This window comes from Anatilimnocola floriformis (assembly GCF_024256385.1).
GTDB classification, from domain to species: Bacteria; Planctomycetota; Planctomycetia; order Pirellulales; family Pirellulaceae; genus Anatilimnocola; species Anatilimnocola floriformis.
Map to the genome: position 1 here is coordinate 1,078,418 of NZ_JAMLFW010000002.1, position 19,410 is coordinate 1,097,827.

Annotated in this window: 16 protein-coding genes; 5 read left to right on the forward strand and 11 right to left on the reverse strand. The window is 60.3% G+C overall.

The window, feature by feature from the left end:
- Positions 1 to 23: 23 nt before the first annotated feature.
- The 3 genes from M9Q49_RS28825 to M9Q49_RS28835 all read right to left on the reverse strand — a co-directional run bounded on the left by M9Q49_RS28825 (position 24) and on the right by M9Q49_RS28835 (position 5,258).
- Entirely contained in the window at positions 24 to 2,993 is a 2,970-nt protein-coding gene (locus M9Q49_RS28825; RefSeq protein ID WP_254512764.1) for a CHAT domain-containing protein, read from the reverse strand.
- Positions 2,994 to 3,133: 140 nt separating this feature from the next.
- The gene (locus tag M9Q49_RS28830) at positions 3,134 to 4,738 is read right to left on the reverse strand and encodes a hypothetical protein (protein ID WP_254512765.1); all 1,605 of its coding nucleotides are present in this window, start codon (positions 4,736 to 4,738) and stop codon (positions 3,134 to 3,136) included.
- Positions 4,739 to 4,787: 49 nt separating this feature from the next.
- Complete coding sequence (locus tag M9Q49_RS28835) at positions 4,788 to 5,258, reverse strand: hypothetical protein (protein WP_254512766.1); 471 nt, start codon at positions 5,256 to 5,258, stop codon at positions 4,788 to 4,790.
- Between the two features lie 95 nt (positions 5,259 to 5,353).
- Between M9Q49_RS28835 and M9Q49_RS28840 the strand changes: the two genes are divergently transcribed.
- Positions 5,354 to 6,097: a class I SAM-dependent methyltransferase gene (locus tag M9Q49_RS28840; protein ID WP_254512767.1), complete on the forward strand. Its 744-nt coding sequence runs from the start codon at positions 5,354 to 5,356 to the stop codon at positions 6,095 to 6,097.
- 14 nt (positions 6,098 to 6,111) lie between these two features.
- Here M9Q49_RS28840 and M9Q49_RS28845 read toward each other — a convergent pair whose 3' ends face one another.
- The 4 genes from M9Q49_RS28845 to M9Q49_RS28860 all read right to left on the reverse strand — a co-directional run bounded on the left by M9Q49_RS28845 (position 6,112) and on the right by M9Q49_RS28860 (position 8,725).
- Positions 6,112 to 6,489, reverse strand: coding sequence for a DUF2513 domain-containing protein (locus M9Q49_RS28845; RefSeq protein ID WP_254512768.1), 378 nt, complete (start codon positions 6,487 to 6,489; stop codon positions 6,112 to 6,114).
- 73 nt (positions 6,490 to 6,562) lie between these two features.
- Entirely contained in the window at positions 6,563 to 7,012 is a 450-nt protein-coding gene (locus tag M9Q49_RS28850) for a hypothetical protein (RefSeq protein ID WP_254512769.1), read from the reverse strand.
- A gap of 29 nt (positions 7,013 to 7,041) precedes the next feature.
- Entirely contained in the window at positions 7,042 to 8,091 is a 1,050-nt protein-coding gene (locus M9Q49_RS28855; RefSeq protein ID WP_254512770.1) for a hypothetical protein, read from the reverse strand.
- 163 nt (positions 8,092 to 8,254) lie between these two features.
- Positions 8,255 to 8,725, reverse strand: coding sequence for a GNAT family N-acetyltransferase (locus M9Q49_RS28860; RefSeq protein WP_254512771.1), 471 nt, complete (start codon positions 8,723 to 8,725; stop codon positions 8,255 to 8,257).
- Between the two features lie 193 nt (positions 8,726 to 8,918).
- Here M9Q49_RS28860 and M9Q49_RS28865 point away from each other — a divergent pair, with 193 nt between their 5' ends.
- Genes M9Q49_RS28865 through M9Q49_RS28875 form a run of 3 tightly spaced genes read left to right on the forward strand, consistent with a single transcriptional unit; the run spans position 8,919 to position 12,997 of the window.
- Positions 8,919 to 10,421: a hypothetical protein gene (locus M9Q49_RS28865; protein ID WP_254512772.1), complete on the forward strand. Its 1,503-nt coding sequence runs from the start codon at positions 8,919 to 8,921 to the stop codon at positions 10,419 to 10,421.
- A gap of 22 nt (positions 10,422 to 10,443) precedes the next feature.
- Positions 10,444 to 12,150 (forward strand): tyrosine-protein kinase family protein, encoded by a 1,707-nt coding sequence (locus M9Q49_RS28870; protein WP_254512773.1) that lies wholly within the window; start codon positions 10,444 to 10,446, stop codon positions 12,148 to 12,150.
- A gap of 31 nt (positions 12,151 to 12,181) precedes the next feature.
- On the forward strand, positions 12,182 to 12,997 hold the full coding sequence (locus tag M9Q49_RS28875) for an ExeA family protein (protein WP_254512774.1): 816 nt from the start codon (positions 12,182 to 12,184) through the stop codon (positions 12,995 to 12,997).
- A gap of 306 nt (positions 12,998 to 13,303) precedes the next feature.
- Here M9Q49_RS28875 and M9Q49_RS28880 read toward each other — a convergent pair whose 3' ends face one another.
- Positions 13,304 to 15,286, reverse strand: a complete 1,983-nt coding sequence (locus M9Q49_RS28880; RefSeq protein WP_254512775.1) for an FG-GAP repeat domain-containing protein — start codon at positions 15,284 to 15,286, stop codon at positions 13,304 to 13,306.
- Between the two features lie 138 nt (positions 15,287 to 15,424).
- Here M9Q49_RS28880 and M9Q49_RS28885 point away from each other — a divergent pair, with 138 nt between their 5' ends.
- Positions 15,425 to 15,871 (forward strand): YybH family protein, encoded by a 447-nt coding sequence (locus M9Q49_RS28885; RefSeq protein ID WP_254512776.1) that lies wholly within the window; start codon positions 15,425 to 15,427, stop codon positions 15,869 to 15,871.
- Positions 15,872 to 15,873: 2 nt separating this feature from the next.
- Here the strand turns inward: M9Q49_RS28885 and M9Q49_RS28890 are convergent, their stop codons facing one another.
- The 3 genes from M9Q49_RS28890 to M9Q49_RS28900 form a co-directional block, all read right to left on the reverse strand.
- Complete coding sequence (locus M9Q49_RS28890; RefSeq protein WP_254512777.1) at positions 15,874 to 16,623, reverse strand: sigma-70 family RNA polymerase sigma factor; 750 nt, start codon at positions 16,621 to 16,623, stop codon at positions 15,874 to 15,876.
- 104 nt (positions 16,624 to 16,727) lie between these two features.
- Positions 16,728 to 17,081: a YciI family protein gene (locus M9Q49_RS28895; protein ID WP_254512778.1), complete on the reverse strand. Its 354-nt coding sequence runs from the start codon at positions 17,079 to 17,081 to the stop codon at positions 16,728 to 16,730.
- A gap of 161 nt (positions 17,082 to 17,242) precedes the next feature.
- Positions 17,243 to 19,372: a hypothetical protein gene (locus tag M9Q49_RS28900; protein ID WP_254512779.1), complete on the reverse strand. Its 2,130-nt coding sequence runs from the start codon at positions 19,370 to 19,372 to the stop codon at positions 17,243 to 17,245.
- Positions 19,373 to 19,410 lie beyond the last annotated feature (38 nt).

Here is a 19,410-nt window from a genome sequence, read left to right on the forward strand (position 1 = left end):
GGGAGTGAGGAGAATGAGAACGTTTACCGCGGGCCCACGAAGACGAACGGGGCCCAGAAGTACGGGCGGTTCCATTTTTCTTGATCGCGGGTCCAGCGTTTGGCATCGCGGAGGGCCTTGGAGTAGTCGAGCGGCTTGTCGGCTTTGCGATCGAGGGCCAGACGGCTGCAGAAGATGCTGATCAAGCTGCCAGCCGCGGCGTCGTCGACAACCCAGTCGCTGGCGACCACGCGGCGAGCACCGGCGACCAGGAAGCCGCGCGAGAGCGCCCACACGCCTTCGCCTTCTTGCTGCGGGCCGTGGTTGGTGAGGCAGGCGCTGAGGATGGCCAGCTCGCAACCTTTCAGATTCAGCGTGTTGATCTCGGCGAGCGTCAGCATGCCGTCGTCCATCGGATTGCCGACCTTCTGTCCCGGGGCGACGGCCAGTGCGCCGAAGAAGTTGCCGTACGAGGCATCACTCGATCCGTGGCAGGCCAGATGAATGATCTCGCGGCCTTCGATGTTGGCGCGGATGTTCGCTTCCGTAGCCGTGCCGAGCAGGAACTGCACCGATTCGGCGCCCGACTTGCGAAAGGTTTCGGCGACCCAGCGCGATTCGGTGCCGGTGAAAGGCAACGGCCGCAGCGAACTGCGGATGACGGCAGCGCGACCGGTTTCGGCGAGAGCATTGGCAGGAGCACGAGTGTAGGTCGGGTTGCCTAACGTCAGCACCGAGATTTTCTTGGGCGGAACTGTCGGGCGGTCAGTGAGGGTCATCAGCACGGCAGCCGACGGGCCATATTCGATCGGCGGCGCGACGTCGAGCAAGTAGACAATGCCCGCCGAGCGATCGACGATCAACGCTTCGAGCGGCAACAGCGACAGCGGGCCATCGGGAACGACGATCAACTTATCGAGTCCGCCGCCGGTTACCTCAGCCCGCAGTTGCTCGGGCACGAGAACCTGCCACAAGCTGTGCAACTTCGGTTCGACATCGCCCAGCGGCACGTTCTTGGCAATCCGCGGCAACACGGCCGATTTGTCATCGCCAAGCAACACTTTCTTCAGATTATCTCGAGTGAGCGGTCCCACTTTAAGCGCCAGCACGGCGGCGTCTTGTGCGGAAACTTTCAACTCGAGCAGGCGAGCGTTGGTTGGAGTGACGGCCAGCACATAGCTGTTGTGCTCTCCGATGAAGTAGCTCAGGAGCAGCGTTTTTTCCTGCACCAATTTCTTCTGAACTTCGGCCAGCTCCTGAACTTTTGGTTGCGTCGAAATCAGCTGGCGATAAGCCTGGCTGGCGTTTCGCAAGTCGCGCTCGAAGTTGTAGAGTTCGTCGCGGGCGTCGAGCAGATTATTCGCGAGCTGCTGCCGTTCTTCGGTCACGGCGCGCTCTTCTTTGTCGGTGGCGGCGGGAAACTCAAGCCATTCGGTTTGCAGTTTCGAAACCTTGCTGTTGAGTTCGACTTGTTGCTGTTGTTCGCGAGCCTTGTCTTCAGCCGAACGGCCAGCCCACAGATCGACGCCGGCCTGATCGATCGATTCCTGAAAAGTTCTAGCCCGTGCGCGTTCAAAGGTCTTGAAGGCTTCGGGCACATCGCCGAGCTCGGCTTGCCATTGCAGCAAAATCTCGTGCGTGAGCGTGAACTTCGAGTAGTAGGCCGCTCGTTCCACTTCGCTGCCACCAGCCGAAGCTCGCGAAGAATCGACCAGTTCGATGGCTGCTTTCAATTCGCGAATGGCGCCCTGCTTGTCGCCTCGCTTCCACAGAATGCGAGCTTGCGTTCGCATCAGATCGTGACGCCGCGTCAGATCGGTGCCGCGTTCCGTCAGGTCACTCAGGGCCCGCTTGAGCTCGGCTTCAGATTGGTCCACTTTGTCTTGCAGGAAGAGAATATCGGCGAGCAGCGTACGCAATTGAGCTGCCAGACGCTTCTCGCCGTTGCTGGCCTTTTCGGCGATGGCCAAACCGCGACGAGCCACTTTTTCGGCTTCGGGATAGTCGCCATCGTCGACCAGATCCCAAGCCAACGCATAAATCATGGGGCACAAGCGGGCGTGCTCGGCGCCGTAGACGCCAGAGTAAATATCGATCGCTCGCTTCAGCAGCTCGCGCGCTTTCGCGGTTTCTTTCAGCTCGGTGTAGCACACCGAGAGGTTGGCACAAATCGAACCCGTATCAGGATGATCAGCGCCGAGCAGACTGTCAGCGGCTTTGAGAGCCTCTTCCAAAATCGGCCGAGCTTCTTCGTAGCGATGCTGAACCTGATAGGTCATGGCCAGACGTTCGAGCAGCATGATGGTCTTGGGATGCTTCGTGGGCAAACCCAAGGCCTTCACCACGGTCAGCCCGTAGCGGGCGATCGACTCGGCCTGCTCGTAACGTCCTTGGTATTGATAGAGCAAGGTGAGATTGCAGATCGGTATCATGCGTTCGAGATTGCGACTGCCGATGCGATGCTGGCGATTGATCGTGTCGCGAAACAGCGTGACCGCGCGGTCCCACTCGCCTGTCTTTTGATAGACGCTCGCCAGGTTGGTCTGCGCGTCGAGCGTGGTTTCGTTGTCGGGGCCGAGCTTGCGCACGCCCATCTTCACGGCTTCTTCCAAGACGGGAGCGGCTTCGTCGGTCAAATCCATCTCGATATACAAACCGCCCAAGGTCATCAGCCCTTCGACGGTGCGGATCTCTTCGCCGTGGTTCTTCTTGCAGAGCTCGACATACGATTCGAGCAGCGGCCGGGCTTCGTCGTAACGGCCCTGATTTTTGATGGCCAGGCCGAGAAAGATTCGCCAGGCGAAATTCTTCGGGTCGAAACGTTCGTCGTTGGCTTTTAGCTGCAACGCGTAACGCTCGGCTTCCTTGTAACGTCCGTTGTCGTTGGCAGCGAGCGTTGCCGCCAGGATTTCGTTGTAGGTATCGTCGTCCAGCTGCGATTGAGCCAGACAGGGAACAGCAAACGCCAGCATCAGGCAGACGGCCAGCGTTCGGTAAAGTTGCTGAAGCTTCATCTCATTCTCCTCACTTCGGACCCGCGAACCAGGCAAGAGTACTGCAGGGCGAATGCACGATTCAGCCCCAGTGTATGGTCCATACCGGCGGGATTCGAGTTTGTGACAGCGAGGCGAGATTTGCCTTACGAAGAAGTTAGCTACGGCAATTCCCAGAGATAAGCCGTGCCAACGTTGCTGCGGGCCGTGACTCTTTTGTCGTCGGCGAGCAGCCTGACATCGGTCAAGAACGAGGTTTGGCTAGCGGCCACGGTTCGCTTCGTGGCGAAGTTCATCACCTTCAACTCGGTAATGCTGGCGCCGACGATCTGGGTTCCTTGCTTTCTGGAGAACTGCAGGCTCGACGGTTGCTTGTCGAGCTTGGTGATCCGCATTCCCGGCAGATTGTCGAGCGGAACGATACCAACCTGGTCCAGACTGCCAAAGGTCAGCCAGCGCGAATCGGTGTTCGCGGTGATGTCCGAACTTTTCAGCTCTTCCGGAATCTTCCAGAGTTCACGCTGCACGCCCGTCGTGCAGTGGACGCTTTCGATGGTGTGGTTGCCGCGGAATAGCAGTTCTTCGTCGTTGGCCGAGAAGGCGATAAACCCGGAATCCGCCTTCTTCACGGGCAAGTTTTTACGCTGCTGCAGATTTAGCAGATTGATGAGTTCAATGCTGCCCGCGCGCATGACACCTGCCAAGCGTCCCGCGTGCGAGATCGTCAATCGCTCCGCGCCGGGCAACTTGATGACTTCCAGCACCTTGCCGGCCTTGGGGTCGATGCTGACGAACTCGTCTCTCGTCAAGTAATAAAGTCGCGAGCCGTCGGCAGAGAACTGCGCAGTCAGCCCCTTGGTGAATTTTTGATCGAGCGGCTTGAAAGGCTGTTCGCCGATGGCGATCTCGATCGTGCCCGCGAAATCGGCATAGGTGCTCATTCCGCCATCGAACGACACTGCCCAAGTTCGCGGTTCGCGACCCGAATCGATTTTCCAAGTCTTGACGAGCTTCAGCGCTGGCGCTGGTGGTTCTTGCACTGCGGGCGCAACCACTGGCGCAGCAGGCGGTGGAGCCGCTAGGTCTTTCGCCGGTGCAGCCGCTGGTTTGCTGGCCGCCATCACCAGGCTCACCAGCAGCGCGAGCAGACCAACCCCCGCGGCGATTCCTGCGCCGATCCACTTCACCGGCGATTGCCAGGTGGGGACCCATTCGCGCTTGATTTCGGTCAAGCGTTGCAACCGCACGCCGCGAGCCGTGAGAAATTGCACCAGGTTTTGCAGCGGAAAATCGCCGGGGATCGCCAGCACATCGAACGCGCCGTCGGCGCACACCACCAGCATGCCATGCCGCTGCGTATCACTCGGCGGCAAGATGCCGCAGCTCTCAATATCGGAGTAGGGCCAGGTCATGTCGCTCCATTGCGTCACCACGCCGTTCACGCCCATGTACATCTTGGTCGTCTTGCGCACGAGCGCCATCGGCTGACATTCGACGGTCGAGGTGCCCGGCCAAACGCGCTGCAACGCGACGAAGGCGACAAACAAGCCCAGAAAGCCCGAGAACAATAACCAGGGAATACCCTGCATCGTAAACTTTTCCGCAGGAATCGAGGCAATGGCCGGCGAAGCGACCAGCGTTGCCACGGCCAGGCCGATGAGCGCAGCAAAACCCAACCGCTGCGGAACATCGCCAGCCAATTGCAATTCAAACCAGCGCGGACATGGCCACTGCAGCGCTGCAGGGGAATTCGAATTCGTAGTCATTATTGTGGCTGACTAATGCGTGTGCGATGTGAGCGCGAGCAACATGCGATCAAGCTGTCTTTGGACGAGCGCCAGCAGGAAGATTCGGCAGCCGCGAGAGAAAGCCGACACCTTGTTGCTTGAGGCGAGCGATCTCCTCAGGGCTGCCTGGCATCGTCCCGGATCCGTCGCGCTTCGACATCTGCACCACGTTGGCGTGCAGCTGAAGTAACGGCGCGAGATTGATCGCCAGCCCCGCCTGCTGATAGGCAGTAGTCATACCGACCATCGCTTGATCGAACGACTCTTGCTGTCCGGGCCAAATCTTGAAAGCATCGTTGGTCCCCACCGTAATGGCCGCAGCTGCTTTGTAAGCGACGACCGCCTCGGCGAGGTTTCCTTTTCGCAGGCTCGCGTTGCCGGCCCAAATCTTCGCCTTCGCTCGGCCCAACTGGACCGCTACAACGATCGCCACGACCAGGAAGAGAAGCACCACGAGGACCACCAGCCCGGCGATCATTTCAGGAGAGAGTAACAACATGCAGAGGCTCTACACAATTACGAGGAAGCAATCTGCTCTACTATAACTAGACCAGCCCCGCTAACAAACGGCTGAATTGCGACCAGGAAACGCGCATGTCCCTCGGCGACTTCTCTCCGCAGGCCGATGCCTATCGTCAGGCCCGGCCGACCTATCCTGCCGAGCTTGTCGAACAACTAATTGCCGACGCTTGCCTGCCGTCAGGCGCTGCCGTTGCCGATTTCGGCGCGGGGACCGGCATCTTCACGCAGCTGCTGATCGACCGCGGTTTGCAGGTCACTGCGCTCGAACCCAACGAGCAGATGCGCTCGCAAAACGCCGTTCCCGCCGCGTGCTGGACGGCGGGAACCTTTGAAAACAGCGGCCTGGCCGATGGCTCGCAGCGCTGGGCTGTTGCCGCGCAAGCCTTTCATTGGGCCGATCCACCGCGGGCTCTGCCGGAGCTCCGGCGCATTCTCGCTCCCGGCAGTTTGTTCACCGTCGTCTGGAACAACCGAGCCAACCGCGACAGCGAAATCCTCGGCTGGACCGAAGCGACCATTCGCCGCCTCATTCCCGAATTCGACGAAGCCTATCGCAATCGCCCCTGGCCCACGATTCTCGCCTCGACCGGCGACTTCACCTTCACCACCCACCGCACCGCCACGCACACCATCCGCATGTCGCGCGCCCGCTACCTCACCCTCTGGCGCAGCCACAACCGGCTCACCATCACCGCCGGCCCTGAACGCTTCGCGCAGCTGCTGCAGGAAATTGAAAGCCACCTCGATCAACTTGGTTTAGCAGAGGTCGACGTGCCGTACCGCTGCGAAGCCTGGTCGGCGCGGCGAAGCGATTAGTGCTTATCGGTGAGTTACCGCCGCAGCCAACTATCCACCGCTCCCATCGCAAAGATCCCCAGCGTTTGCGTAAGGATATTCAGCGTCAGGCCGGCGCCGCTGCTGAGGGCGGCTTCTTTGGCTTTGTTCCATTGGCTGTCGTTGCGGGCCGCTTCGAGAAAGTCGTGGCCGGCGTTGGTCAGATGCGTGAGCAGTACAAAGGGGAAGTCGCCGCCACCAAGATTGCTCTGCTCGATGCCGATGGCCAGGCCGGCGTCGTGAATCAGATAGAGGTGATAACTCAAATGCCGCACGGTAAACGTGCTGGTGATGAGCGGCCGAAAATCGGGTTGGCCATCGCTCTCTTCGAGCATGGCCAGGATCGAACGGACGGCATCCATGTCCCGTTTCATCGTGTTCCCTCACCGTGAGTTGGTTGGCAGATTCCGACGTAGCAGAATACCAAACTCGAGGCGCTGACAAAGTTCAGCACGTACCTCGCAAATAGTCTTTTCCGTTGTATTCAATCAAGCCCGACGTAAGCACAATCTCGTCGCCAGCGCCGCGTTCCACACCAAATAGCAGGCAAATGCCCGGCGATCGCCAGACCAGTTCGTCGAGGTGCCGGATCATGAACTCCATCTGGCCGAGCAAGCAGGGCTGCGTCGTGCCGAGCAGCAAAAGTCCCCAGGCGCACCGGCCCGCCAGTGTTCCCCGCGACCAGGCCACGGTTTCGTCATCGCTCGCTTCCGACCACTGCAGCACGGCAGAGGGAACCTGACCCCAGTCCACGACCGATGTTGTCGCTTTGGTCTGAAGTGGAAACTGCTGAGCCAAGTAACGATCGGCCGCTGCCGACACAGCAATCGGCAGTAGTTCGACATGCCCTTGCTGTATGAACAGTTGAATCGGCTCGGTCGTCAGGTGGTCGTTCATTAGGTTTGTCGGCGTTATCTAAATCGCTGCTAACGATACCGATGATACGTCACACCAAATAGCGCAGGGACCAGGTTCGCGAACGGTGTGTAAGAGAAGGTGACGAGCATCACCATCCAGGCGATGCCAAAGCAGACGACATACAAGCCGATGGGTGGACCAGGGTTGACCACGTTCGGCGGAATGCACGCGATGGTGAGCAAGCCGGCGAGCGGCAACAACAACAGGTAGTGCGCGATCGCGCACGCGGCGGGAGTTTTGCGCCACATTCGTTTGCGAAAGGCTTCGAGGGTTTCGCCGGTGTCGGTCCAGCGCAGCTTGCTCAGCACTGGAAACTCTCCGCACCCTGTGCACTGCGCGACACTCGCGACGCGCAGCGGATTGCACAGGCGTTTCAGCACGCTGTCTTTGGCGAGCGTTTGACCGCCGCAAATCTCGCAGGTGAACGAGCGGCTTGGCGAGCCGGCTTGCACTTCATCGCGCAGCTCAAGTGGATCGGCTGCGGATGGAATCTTCGTTTTGCGAGGCACGCCCGCCGAACCACCAGCAGCAGCGACGCGCTCGCGCAAGTAGTCGATAAATTCAAACGGCCCTTCGATGCCGTCGATCAACCGATAGTTGATCCGCTGGCTGATCATCGGCGGCGGCGCGATGCCGGGCGCCGGCACCTCCCAATAAACCTGATTGCCTAGCTCCCTGCTCGCGGTCGGCGTGAGCCACACGAGCAACATCGGCACCCCTTTTCCCGACGGCAGCTTGCCGTTCGTCAGCTCGATTCGCGTGATGGTCTGCCAAGGGATGGCCAGCTCTTGCTGCGGAAAATCTAAATCCTTGCGCGAGAGAATGAGCCTGACCACTCCCTTCTTCATACTGATCCAGCCGTAGCCGACGAGCAGCAACGCGGCAAAGAGCAGCACCCAGTTCAAGGCCGACTCATTGGCTGAAACCTGCCTTAGCAACAGCCACTCAGTAAGCATCTTCGGCACGATCGTCGACAGCATGATGATGCCGAGCCACCGAATGATCACACCCGGCAACCAGGTGGCTCTCAATTCCGTGGTGGTGCGAGAGGAACTCATCGGAGCGAATTGAGAAAGGTGAATTGGCAGGAAACGCGTTCCGGATTGTAGTGGCAGCGCGGTCGATCTTCCAATGAACTCGCGGCGTGTGCGTCAGTAGCTGAATTCGCCAGAATTCAGATGGTGGCGTCTAATTGCCAAGTCTGAATTCTGGCGAATTCAGCTACTTAAGCGCGAGTGTCATAAACACGCTGTGCGGATCGATCACGTAATCGCCGAACGGCCCGCACTCGGTAAAGCCGAAGTCTGCGTACAGTCGGCGCGCGGGTTCGAAGGCAGCGGCGGAACCGGTTTCCAAGCTCAACTGTCGATAGCCGCGCTGCCGGGCAGTGGCAATGATGTGCTCGAGCAATCGCCGCGCGACGCCCTTGCGCATGTGAGCGGCGGCGGTCCGCATCGATTTGATTTCGCCCTGCTGTGGATCGAGTTCCTGCAGCGCGCCACAACCGAGTAACTCGGCGAGTGACTCGTCGCCGTCCCAAATCGTCCAGACAGTGATAGCAGGACTGCGCAGGCCGGCCAGATCGAGTGCATGCACGCTTTCTGGCGGCGAGTGCAAGTGCATGCTCTGCAGATGTTCCTGCAGCAGTTGCAGAACGGCAGGGCTGGTCAGATCATCGACGCGGATTTGCATAGCGTCAGTGTAGTCATTGCGGCTGGTCGCTAGCACAGCAGTGAATTTCTCCCGCAAAGTCGCGCCAAACCTCAAGATCGTTAAATTCGATTCCGATAAAGGGAAAGCGACAACATCCCTTCGCGCGCTCAGCCGCGCGGCAATGTTCTGCTCGGCGGGCAGCCAGCAGACGGGGAAAGGACTCCCCCCAATCATGAACAACGCTACCGAAAACCAGACCGGTCACTGGCCCGTTCGCAACGCCGCTGCGGCCGCCGATCAGCAGCGCACTCGCGAGATGCCGCTGCTGTTTCAGCTGGCCGATGCCACTCGCGCTGCCGCTGCCAGCATGCAGGCCTCCGCGAACACGCAAGCGTTCGCCACCAGCCTTCCGACTGCGATCGCGCCGCCAGCACCGAAACTGCACACGAGCAACTTGCCGCCGGTCGTCGCCGCGCCGATCGAGCTTCCCAAAGCCGATCCGTTTCCGCTCGCTTCGTCGGTGCTCGACTCCTGGCCCAAGGCTCCGTCGAGCATGTTCGAGATTCCCTCGGGACTCTCGACCGCCGCCCTCGCCATCGGCGCTGCGGCTCACAAGGAAGAAGCCAAGCCGGCCGCCAGCGCCACGCTCGCTCCCGAGTCGCCAGTCGCGGAAAAGAAACCAGCCGAAAAACTTGCCGACAAGCCAGCCACGCCGGCCGTCAGTAGCGGCTTGCCTGCTGCCATCGAATCGGCAGTAAAGGCCGCGACCGAAACCAGCGAAGCCAAGGCCGAAGTAAAAATCGAAGCGAAGGCCGAAGCCAAAGTCGAAACTAAAGCAGCCGCCAAACCTGAAGTCAAAGTCGAACTCAAACCCGACGCCAAAACCGCCAAGCCAGCTGCCGACACAACCGCCGCTGCCACGCCAACCACCGAAAAGCCGTCGCCCGCTTCGCTCCGTCGCCAACGGGCCGAAGCTCGCCAGGCCAAGGTCGAAGGGAAAAAGGATGGCGATTGGCTGCAGTCGCACGGCAAGGTGATTGCCATCTGCTTTGTGCTCGCCCTCCTCGGCACGATTTATCTGGCTCGTCGCAATCGTGGCGCGGCGCTGCCGCCGCCGACCATCGACACGCCGAACCTGGCCGTCGAAATTCCTGGCGAACACAGCCACGACAAACACGACCACACTCCGGTCAAGCCCGTCGAAGCGGCCAACACCGCGCCGCGACTTGTCGAAGCGCCCAGCCATCCGCAAGACACCACTCCTTCGCCGGCCACACCCGTCGAACCAGCTGCTCCACCGACCAGCACTGCCGAGCTCCATTCGCCCGTCGTGCCCAACGCCGGTCAATCGACCACTCCGCCGACGAGTGAGCCGCTGTTCCCCTGGCAAAACGAATCGCGCGTCGCCACTCGGCCCGATGCAGTGCAACCGACGGCTCCCGCGCACGCCGCGCCGCCAACCGCTGCACCTAGCTTCAATCCGCCGACCTACAACGCACCGGCTGCCAACACTGCTCCGCCATCGGCGCCCACGCTCAACGCACCGACTTATCCTGAAACGAATCTCCGCGACGCTCCTCTCTTGCCTCCGGCTCCACCTGCCACGCCGACCACTGCACCCGGCTCGGGCCAAGGTGGATCGACGGGCCGCGTTCCTCGCAGTTTTTCTCCTGCATCGTTCACCTCAGCCCCCGGCGGTAATCGCTATGAGCGCACTGGATCAGGCCTTTATTAAAGCCTTCGCGAAAGAACCGCAGATGCAGACTCCATCCCAATCTGCCTACGCGCCATCGGCCCCGCCGTCGCGATCCGCTGCTCGTAGTTCTACGACAACGGAACGGACCGCAGCGCCAGCGCGCGATCCGTCGCTGTTCGACGAGCAGTACGACGCGGGGACGTTCTATCGCGTCGACTCCGCGGCCGCCAATCCGGTTCCCGCCGCACATGTGACGGCCGAACCGAAGGTTCCGCGCCGCTTGCAGCGCCGCGCCGGTCGCTTCGATTCGACCATCGAAGACGTAGCACCGCCGCCGCAGCCCGCTGTCGAACCCCATCCGCACACGCTGCCGCCGCGCCGTCAGTGGTCGCAGAGCATGCTCGAAATCGCGCGGCAACTCGCCCGCCTCGATTTCAAGGGCACGCCCCTCAGCGAACTGCCGCCGGAAATCGTCTACGTCGAACCCGAACTTCCCGCACCGCCACCCACGCCGGTCGTCCCTGCCGAACAAAACGTCGTTGAGGAAGAGATCGCTGCCGAGATCGAGCTCGAGTGCCCGCCGCAAGCGTTGGCCGAACTCTGGTCGATGAACGCGATCATCATGCAGTCGTCGCTCGTCGAACTGGCCGATGCCGAAACCTGGCTCGCTCAGCCCGTCGCGCCATCGGTCATCTGCCACGAAAATATCGCTAATGGTTGGTCGGCTGCGGCTGAAGTTGCCAAGCCGGAAGCAAAAATCGAAGCCGCTATTCAGCAGAGCATTGAAGCGAAGTTCAAAGCCTCGGTGGTGATCGAAACACCAGTCGAAGAAGTCTTCAACGAAGTAGAAGCCGAATCGATCGTCGAAGAGATCATCGAGCCGGTTGTCGAAACCAAAGCAAAAAAGAAGTTCCGCATCGACTCGGCTCACGCGCCGATTCGCGGCCCGCACACCAAGGTTGCTGAACCGGTTGAAGAAATCGCCGACGAATTCGCCGCAGAGATTGTCAGCGAAGAACCGGTTGCTGAAGTGAAGCCCGAACCAGTGGCTGAAAAGCCCGCCGAGGCGCCGACCGTGCCGAAGCGGCCTTACGTGCCGCTGTGGGAAGTCGATCGCCTCACCTGGCCGCCGTTGTGCGACAAGCTGATGAAGGATCCGCAGGGCTACTTCGCCACGGCCAGCAACAAATTGCTGAGCGTGGTCCGCGGCGGCCTCAAGGTTCTCGGCATCACGGGCAGCCGGCGCGGCGAAGGTCGCACGACACTCGCGCTCTGTCTCGCTCGCGCTGCCGCGCAGGCCGGCATTCACGTCGCCCTCGTCGATGCCGACTTTGCTCGTCCGCAGTTGGCCACGATGCTCGGCCTCGAAACCGCTTACGGCTGGCAGGAAGCCGCGACCGGCAAGATTCCACTCAGCGAAGCCGCCGTGAAATCGCTCGCCGATCGCCTGACGGTGCTGCCGCTCGAAGTTTCGACCTCAACCTCGAAGCTCTCGCTCGCCGATCCCCGCGTGACTGCCACGCTGCGGGCCACGGCGGCGACGTTCGACCTGGTGATTGTCGACATGGGTCCGCTCGGCACGAGCAATGAGCCGCTCTTTCCGGTCGGTGAGAACTGCCCGCTCGATGCTGCCGTGGTCGTTCGCGACGTCCGTTACTCGCTCGTCAACGAAAGCCGCTCGGCTGGCGATCGACTGTACGACGCAGGCATCGAAGCCGTCGGCATCGCCGAAAACTTTGTCACGCAACCCGAACTCGCTTTCCTGTAGTCATCACTGATTAGCTCCGGATTCCGTCACCATGTACGAAGCGTATTGGCAACTCGCAGCCCGGCCGTTCGATCATTCGGCCGACGCGCGCTTCTACTATCCGGGCGAGAGTCAGCAGGGCGCGCTCCTCAAACTGCGCTACGCCGTCGAAATGCGTCAGCCGGCTGCGCTCCTCGCCGGACCGGCCGGCGTCGGCAAGACCGCGCTTGTGCAACATCTACTGCGCAAGTGCAGCGACGCTCTCGCGCCGCGACTGAGCATCGTCTATCCACAATTGCCCGGCGACCAACTCCTCAGTTATCTCGCCGCGCAGCTGAATCCGCACGCGCCGCGCCTCAGCACTCCGGAACAAAACCTGCGACAACTCGAAACCACACTCGGCGACAACGCCCGCGCCGGCAAACACGCGCTGATTCTCATCGATGAAGCGCATCTCCTCGCGCATAACGGCGGCCTCGAAACCGTTCGCTTGCTCCTCAACCTGCAATGCGAAGGCTTGCCCGTCGCGACGCTCGTGCTGCTCGGTCAAACGGGTTTGCTCGTTGCCGTCGAACGCTTGCCAGCCCTCGAAGAACGGATCGCTGTGAAGTGCCTATTGCGCCGGCTGACGCAAACGGAAACACTCGCCTACGTGCAACATCGTCTGCAAGCCGCTGGCGCTACTCGGCCTCTCTTCAGCGATGCCGCGCTGGAAGCCGTTCATCAACATTCTCTGGGCGTGCCGCGGCGAATCAACCGCCTCTGCGATCTGGCCCTGCTCGTCGGCTTTGCCGAAGAAGCTACCACCATCGAAGCTCCGCAGATCGATGCGATCTCGGAAGAGCTGCTCACGTCGACGGCGGATTAAACGCCGGAGCTCTCATTCATCCACCTTGTAACGCACCAGGGCGTAGATACCTGCTGCACACGTGATTGCCATTAAAAGGAGCGTCACGAGCTCAGCGGCGTGATTCTGGATAGCGCGCCAAGGAGTTGAGACTACGAACAGCTCCACATACAAGCCATGCAACAGCCCGACAAGAATCACGCCGAGGACCAGCACGGGGAACCACCGCAAGAGACTTCGAGCTGACCTTTGCCGGGGCCGTGGGTCAACCGGCAAGGGCTCGTCCGGCAGCGGCGACTCGTAGGGGTTTTGCTCCATGGGGCGCTGCTACTCGCGTTCGGCGTAATAGAGGAAACCATCCTCGGCGCCGATCAACAGATTCCGCGCCGCATACGCTTGCCAGCCGATTGTCGTGGGGCTGGTGTCGTGCCCCGCGAGTTCTCGCTCGGCGAGGTCGCCGATTTCCTGAAACTCGATGCGGCCAGGCGCGGACTTTACGCATTTGAAGAACGTCGCGTTCTTGCCATTCAGCAGTAGATCGGGCAAGCCATCGTGGTCCCAGTCAGTGACCGACAGTTTTCGCCGTCCACTCTTGCCGGCTTCGCCGTTGTTGAGGCGGAGTTCACCGGGCTCTTTATTGACGAGCTTGCCGTTCGATTCCCACTGCGAGCCATTCGCGCCGAAGAAGACGCGCTGCGGCGGCTCGAGCGTCAGTCGTTCGCCGACTTTCTTGCGCGGGAAGAGAGCGAGATAACCTTGCTGATCGATCATGGCGAGATCGACGAGGCCATCGCCGTTGAAATCGTAAACAAGCGGCGTCGTGCGCCACTGCGTAACGATTTCTTTCCCCTGCGGATTCCACCAGACCCACTCGGGCTTCGGCGTCGCGGCTGGCCAGGCCACTTCGATCGCTTGCATCTTGCCGAGCCTCGGCTCGCGCCGCGTGCCGATGTTTTTCCACCACACGACTCGGCCCCAAATGCTGTTGGCCACGATATCGGGCAAGCCGTCTTGATCCCAATCGGCGACGCTGATCGTGGTGTAACCCCACTTCGCTTCGGCAGGTCCCTGAATGCTGCCGTTCGGACCGGCTTGAATGCGAATCTCTTCGCCATCGGCGGTGAAGTTGCGGGGCGCGGCCCACTTCGGCGTCTTGCTCTCTTTCGCCGCGCCGAGATTTTCTACCCAGCCGATGTAGCCCGCGCTGTTACCACTCACGATGTCTTCGTCGCCGTCACCATCCCAATCGAAACCGACTGGCGTGCAGAGCACTCCATACTTCACACAGTCCGCTTCTTGCTGAAAGAATCGCGGCGCGGCGAACTCTGGCTGCTCGCCTTTCGCTTGCTTGATGTTCTCAATCAGCGCGACTCGGCCATCCTCCTGACCGACGACCAAATCCGCATCGCCATCGAGATCCCAATCGAAGGGAACGACGATCAGCATCTGCAAATCCATCTTTAGCTCACTGCCGTTCCGCTTCACGCGCTGGCCGGCGGCATACTCCGGTTTCTTGCGCGTGCCGACGTTTTGAAAGTAAGTAAAGCCATCGAGAAATTCGCCGCAGAGCAAATCAAGATCGCCGTCGCCATCAAAATCGGCGAAGCTCTGGGAAGGGCAGCCAAAAATATCTAGCGTCTGGCCACCAGCGGTGATCTTCACCGGCTTCTCGTAGTCCGGCTTCTCCGTCGAGCCCGCATTCCGCAGCAGATAGATCTGCCCATGCAAGGGCCCGCGGGTCCACTCGCCTTTTTCGTTGAACGCGCGATCCCAACCATACTCGGCCCAGTCTTCGATGCCGATCGTCAGATCGAGCGCACCATCGCCGTCGTAGTCGACATATCGCCATTGATTGAAGCGGACCTTGCTGCCGTGCACGTTGGCCGTGAGTTTCAGCTTTTGCGGGTTCGCGAGACCGCTGCGGAGAAAATCGGGATACTCCACGGCTGGCGTCATCACGCGTACGGTCGTCTTGCCTTGCGCGTCGACGACGTACGACGGCGTGACTTGAAAAGCCCCTTCGCTGAGCTTGCGCGCGGGTTTGAAGATCGGAAACTTCTCTTTCCCCTGCGTGTTCTCAAAAAACCACGTGCCGTTGGAGGGAACATCGGGGCAGACCACAATCAAATCATGATCGCCATCACCGTCGGCATCGGCAGGAACCGGCCAGGCCCAGAGACCCACGCCCAGATCGACGACCAGGCCGGGGTTGTTGTAGGGAAGACGTTGCAGCTCGCCACCGTGTGCGGTGAAGACGATCGCCACGGTTGCCAGAGTCAAGACAGCGAACGTTAGGGCAGCAGTGCGCATAAGACTCTCCAGATATGCTGAATGCAGGCAGTCTACAATATCGATGCGAGGTAGCCGAGCCGATGGCAACACTCGCTGGACATCGCACTTGCGATTGGCCCAACAAAACCGCGATTTCAAGAGATGGAAAGGTTCGTGATGCTGCGATTCATCGTTATGCTCGGCCTGTTTTGCCTGACGCTCTCGGCTGCCAAGGCCGCCGAAACCAAGCCGTCGGCCGAAGAGACTGCTGTTCGCAAAGTGTTGAATGACCAGGTCGCTGCTTGGAACAAAGGCGATCTCGACGGCTTCATGGCCGGCTATTGGAACTCCGAGGAGTTGACCTTTTATTCCGGCAAGGACAAACAACTCGGCTGGGCAAAAACGCTCGAGCGCTATCAAAAGCGTTACCAGAGCGACGGCAAAGAAATGGGGCAGCTGGCATTTGCCGAACTGGAAGTGCAAACGCTGAGTCCGGAATACGCCATCGTCAAAGGTCGCTTCAAAGTCGAGCTGAAGAAAGAGACGCTCGAAGGGCTCTTCACACTCGTGATGAAGAAAATGGACCGCGGCTGGGTGATCGTACACGATCACACGTCGTCGTGAATTCATACGAGCTGCGCGAGGAGTGAGTAAGTCTCCGCCGTGGCATAGCGACGATCGGAGGCGAGCAATCGACCGAGGCGGAGTACTTCGCCGCGCATCGCCAGCGCGACGTGTACGGGAAGATGCCCGCGGTTCGCTTCTTGCACCAAGGCCCGCAACACGCCGTGCACAGCCGTCAATCGCTGAACTGCTTCGTCGGGACCGGGTGCGTCGAGCGTCACTTGGAAGTCGATGAGTTCCGTTTTGGCCCGCTGCAACCGCTTCTTCACCGCGGCCTCGGAAGCGCCGATGGCTTCGGCCACTTCGGCGGGCGAATAGGCAAACAGTATTTTTAAGATCAGGGCGATGCGATTCTCGGCCGCCAGTCGCGGATGGCAGCAAGCAAAGATCATCCGCAACTCGCTGTCGGCTAAGACGGCGTCGTCGAAGAGTTCGTCCAATTGCAAATCGGCCGCTGCATCACCGCCGGCACGACTGACGGCAGCTCTCAATTCCGCTCCTTGTCTGCGCAACGCATCGATAACCTTGTTGCGAGCAATGCGATGCATCCAGGCTTCGGGGCATTCCGGAATGCCATGTCGCTGCCAACATTGAAATGCATCCAGCAGCGATTCCTGCACCATGTCTTCGACCAGCTGCAGCTGTCCCCAGCCGAAGAAACGCGTCAGCACCGCGATGAGTCGCGTGGCCTGATGACGAAAGAAGTGCTCGAGCATCGGCCTGATCAAAGCGGTGTGGCTGTTGTCAGTCATGGAACGGTCGATCGTTGAGGAAGGCCAGGAAGCGGGCAAAAGCGTGAGCAGAACTGGCTCGCTGCGGGCGACGTTGTGACGTCGCCCGCAGTTCACCGCACCGTTTAGCCTTCGTATTCACCATCGAACAACGGTCGCACTTCCACGCGTCCCCCCGCGAACAAGCCGGGGCATTCCTTGGCTCGCTGCGCTGCGGCTGCCAGATTTTCGGCCTGCACGATCGAGTAACCTCCCAACGTTTCGCCACATTCGGCAAACGGCCCGTCGGCAGATTTTCCATCGGCTGCCACCACGACACCAGCGTGATCAAACTCGTTGCCGGCATCGAGCATCCAACCCGCGGCCTGCCCTGCGGCGATCCAGCGGAGCCATTGTTGCATGACTTCCTGCATTTTTTCCGGCGAGGTCGCCTGGTAAACGCCCACGGGATAACGATAGATAAAAATGAACTTCGGCATGACAGCCAACTCCTGCGATAGGGGAATGGATCGATTCGCATCAAGAGCGGCTAGCCTCGCTCCAATGAATAGACGAAGACGAGCCTCAAATCGGGACAACTTCCCGGCCGGTTAGGCAGAATAAGTTTCGCGCGCCGCAAATGTCTCGCGGCCAGGCAGCGTTATGGCGAAGGCGCGTCAGCGGCGGGGATCTTCCAAAGTCGCACAGGCCCATGCTGATCCCAAGTAGCGAGCCAACTGCCGTCGGGGGAGAAGCGGCCTTTGATGAGCGCTTTGTCGGCGTGACCCTGGATGCTGTGAATCTTTTTGCCGTCGCGCAGGCGATAGATATTGATCTCGGGCTGATGGGCCGATCGATCGGGACCGCAGGCGACCAGTTCATTGCCGAGAATGGCCATCGGTTGATCGCGCCGCTCGAGGAGGCCTAGCTTGCGCATTTCTTGGGTCTCCAGATCGAAGACGCTCAGCGTCAGATCACTCGTGCCGGAAGTTCGTTTGCGACTGCGGAACAGTGCGCTGTGATCGGGCAGCAGACCGCCAAAGCCCATGAGAAATTCCGTGCGCACCATTTTCTCCGAGATCTCGCTCACCTTCGTTCCTTGTTCGCAGTCCCAAATCTCGATGCGTTCTTGCGCTTGCAAGGCCAGCAATTTGCCATCGGGCGAAAGATGACGCGTCTTGCTTTCGATCGAGCTGTAGGCGTCGCCGACGTTGAACGACTTGAGCTTCTTCGCCGTCGCCGGATCGAAGACCTCGACGTCGCCGCCCAAGTAAGCGACGGCAACCTTGCCGTCTTCGCTAATCTCAAAGAAGCCGCGGCGGGAGTTGGCAGGGCCGCTCAGCGGATTGACGGTGGTGGCCTCGATCCGCGGACGATACCAGACGACCTTGCTGAATTTTTGGGGAACCGGCTCGGCCGATAAACGGAAGATGCGCGTGATCAAACTATGGCGGCCGACATCGTAAACCAGCAGGCAGTCTCCCTGCCGATCGACGTCGAGCTGCCAGCCCATCGGTTCGTCGATCCGAACGTGATGTGGTTCGCCGAAATTTTCGTCAGCCATCGGCCAAACGCAGAGCGCATCCTGGTTGCGATCGCCGCCGGTAGTAACGACATACCGCCCCTGATCGACAAAGACCATCGCGCTGACTCCTGCCGGTCCCGGCCAAATCAGTCGCGCGGCTTGATCGCGTGGCGCGGTGGTCTTGGCGAACTCTTGAAAGTTCCGCCAATGCGCTTCCTCGCCCCAATCATCCATGCTCGGCTTGCGAGCAGTCAGCTCCGGAAGAACTTCCTGAGCCAGCGCGCGGTCTTCCGTGAGATAAGCCACCACGCCGATGAAATCGATCAGATCGGCTGCCTGCGGATAACGTTGCAACAGCAGCTTGCAACCGGCGTTTAACTTGGCCAGATCGAAACCGCTGCGCAGGATCGTGCGACGATCGACGCGGTTCGCGGCCCGGGCGATGCGCGTATAAATCTCCAAGCCTTCGTCGCCCGGATGATCGGCCAGCGCTTCGCGAGCCAGCCGCGCGAACTGCGGCAACTTGCCATCGATCTCGGTCCCTTCCTGGGAAAGTTTGGCCAAGAGATCGTAGAGCGGGTAATACTTGGGAGCCAGCCTGACCGCCTGTTCGATGGTGGGCCTGAGCAACTGCGGCGGCATCTCGAGCTCCAATCCCGATTGCACGAACAGCCGAAAGGCTTCCGGATCTTCGATCCCCTGCTCTAGCGCTTCGGCAGCGCGACGATGGGCATCGGTCAAGAGCAAGACAAAGCGTTCCTTCTTCTTCTGCGAAACAATATCGCCATAGACTGCGCCGCGCGCGGTGTAAGCCTGGTTGAGGCTCGCGCGGGCAATGGCCAATTGCGGCGCGGGGTCGCTGTTGTCGGCTTGCAACCATTTCTGCAACTGCTGATCGACTTCCTGCGAGTTCGCGGCGCCTTGAAAGCCGCGCGAAACAACCAGGTGATACAAACGATCGAGCTCGGCACTGCCGTCGGGCAAAGTCTTTTGCTCTTTGCGTGCCTTGGCGAAGCGCTGCGAGAAATCGGTAAAGCTGGCATCACGAGCAATGTCGAGCGGCGCTGAGGTAATCATCTCGCGCGCTGCCCGCTGCGTTGCCGGTACTCCCGGCGGTGTACCAACCGGCTGCACGGCTTCCTTGGCGGTTTGCGCATTGGTAGGAACGGGGACCCGCGCAACGGCTTGGCGGTCGTCGTTACTCGCTCCGCAACCGACGAGCAACAGCAGCGCGAGCAGGCAATTCAGATGACAGATACTTTTCATGAGCAGAGATAATCGTTCGTTTCGATGCCGACACGCGA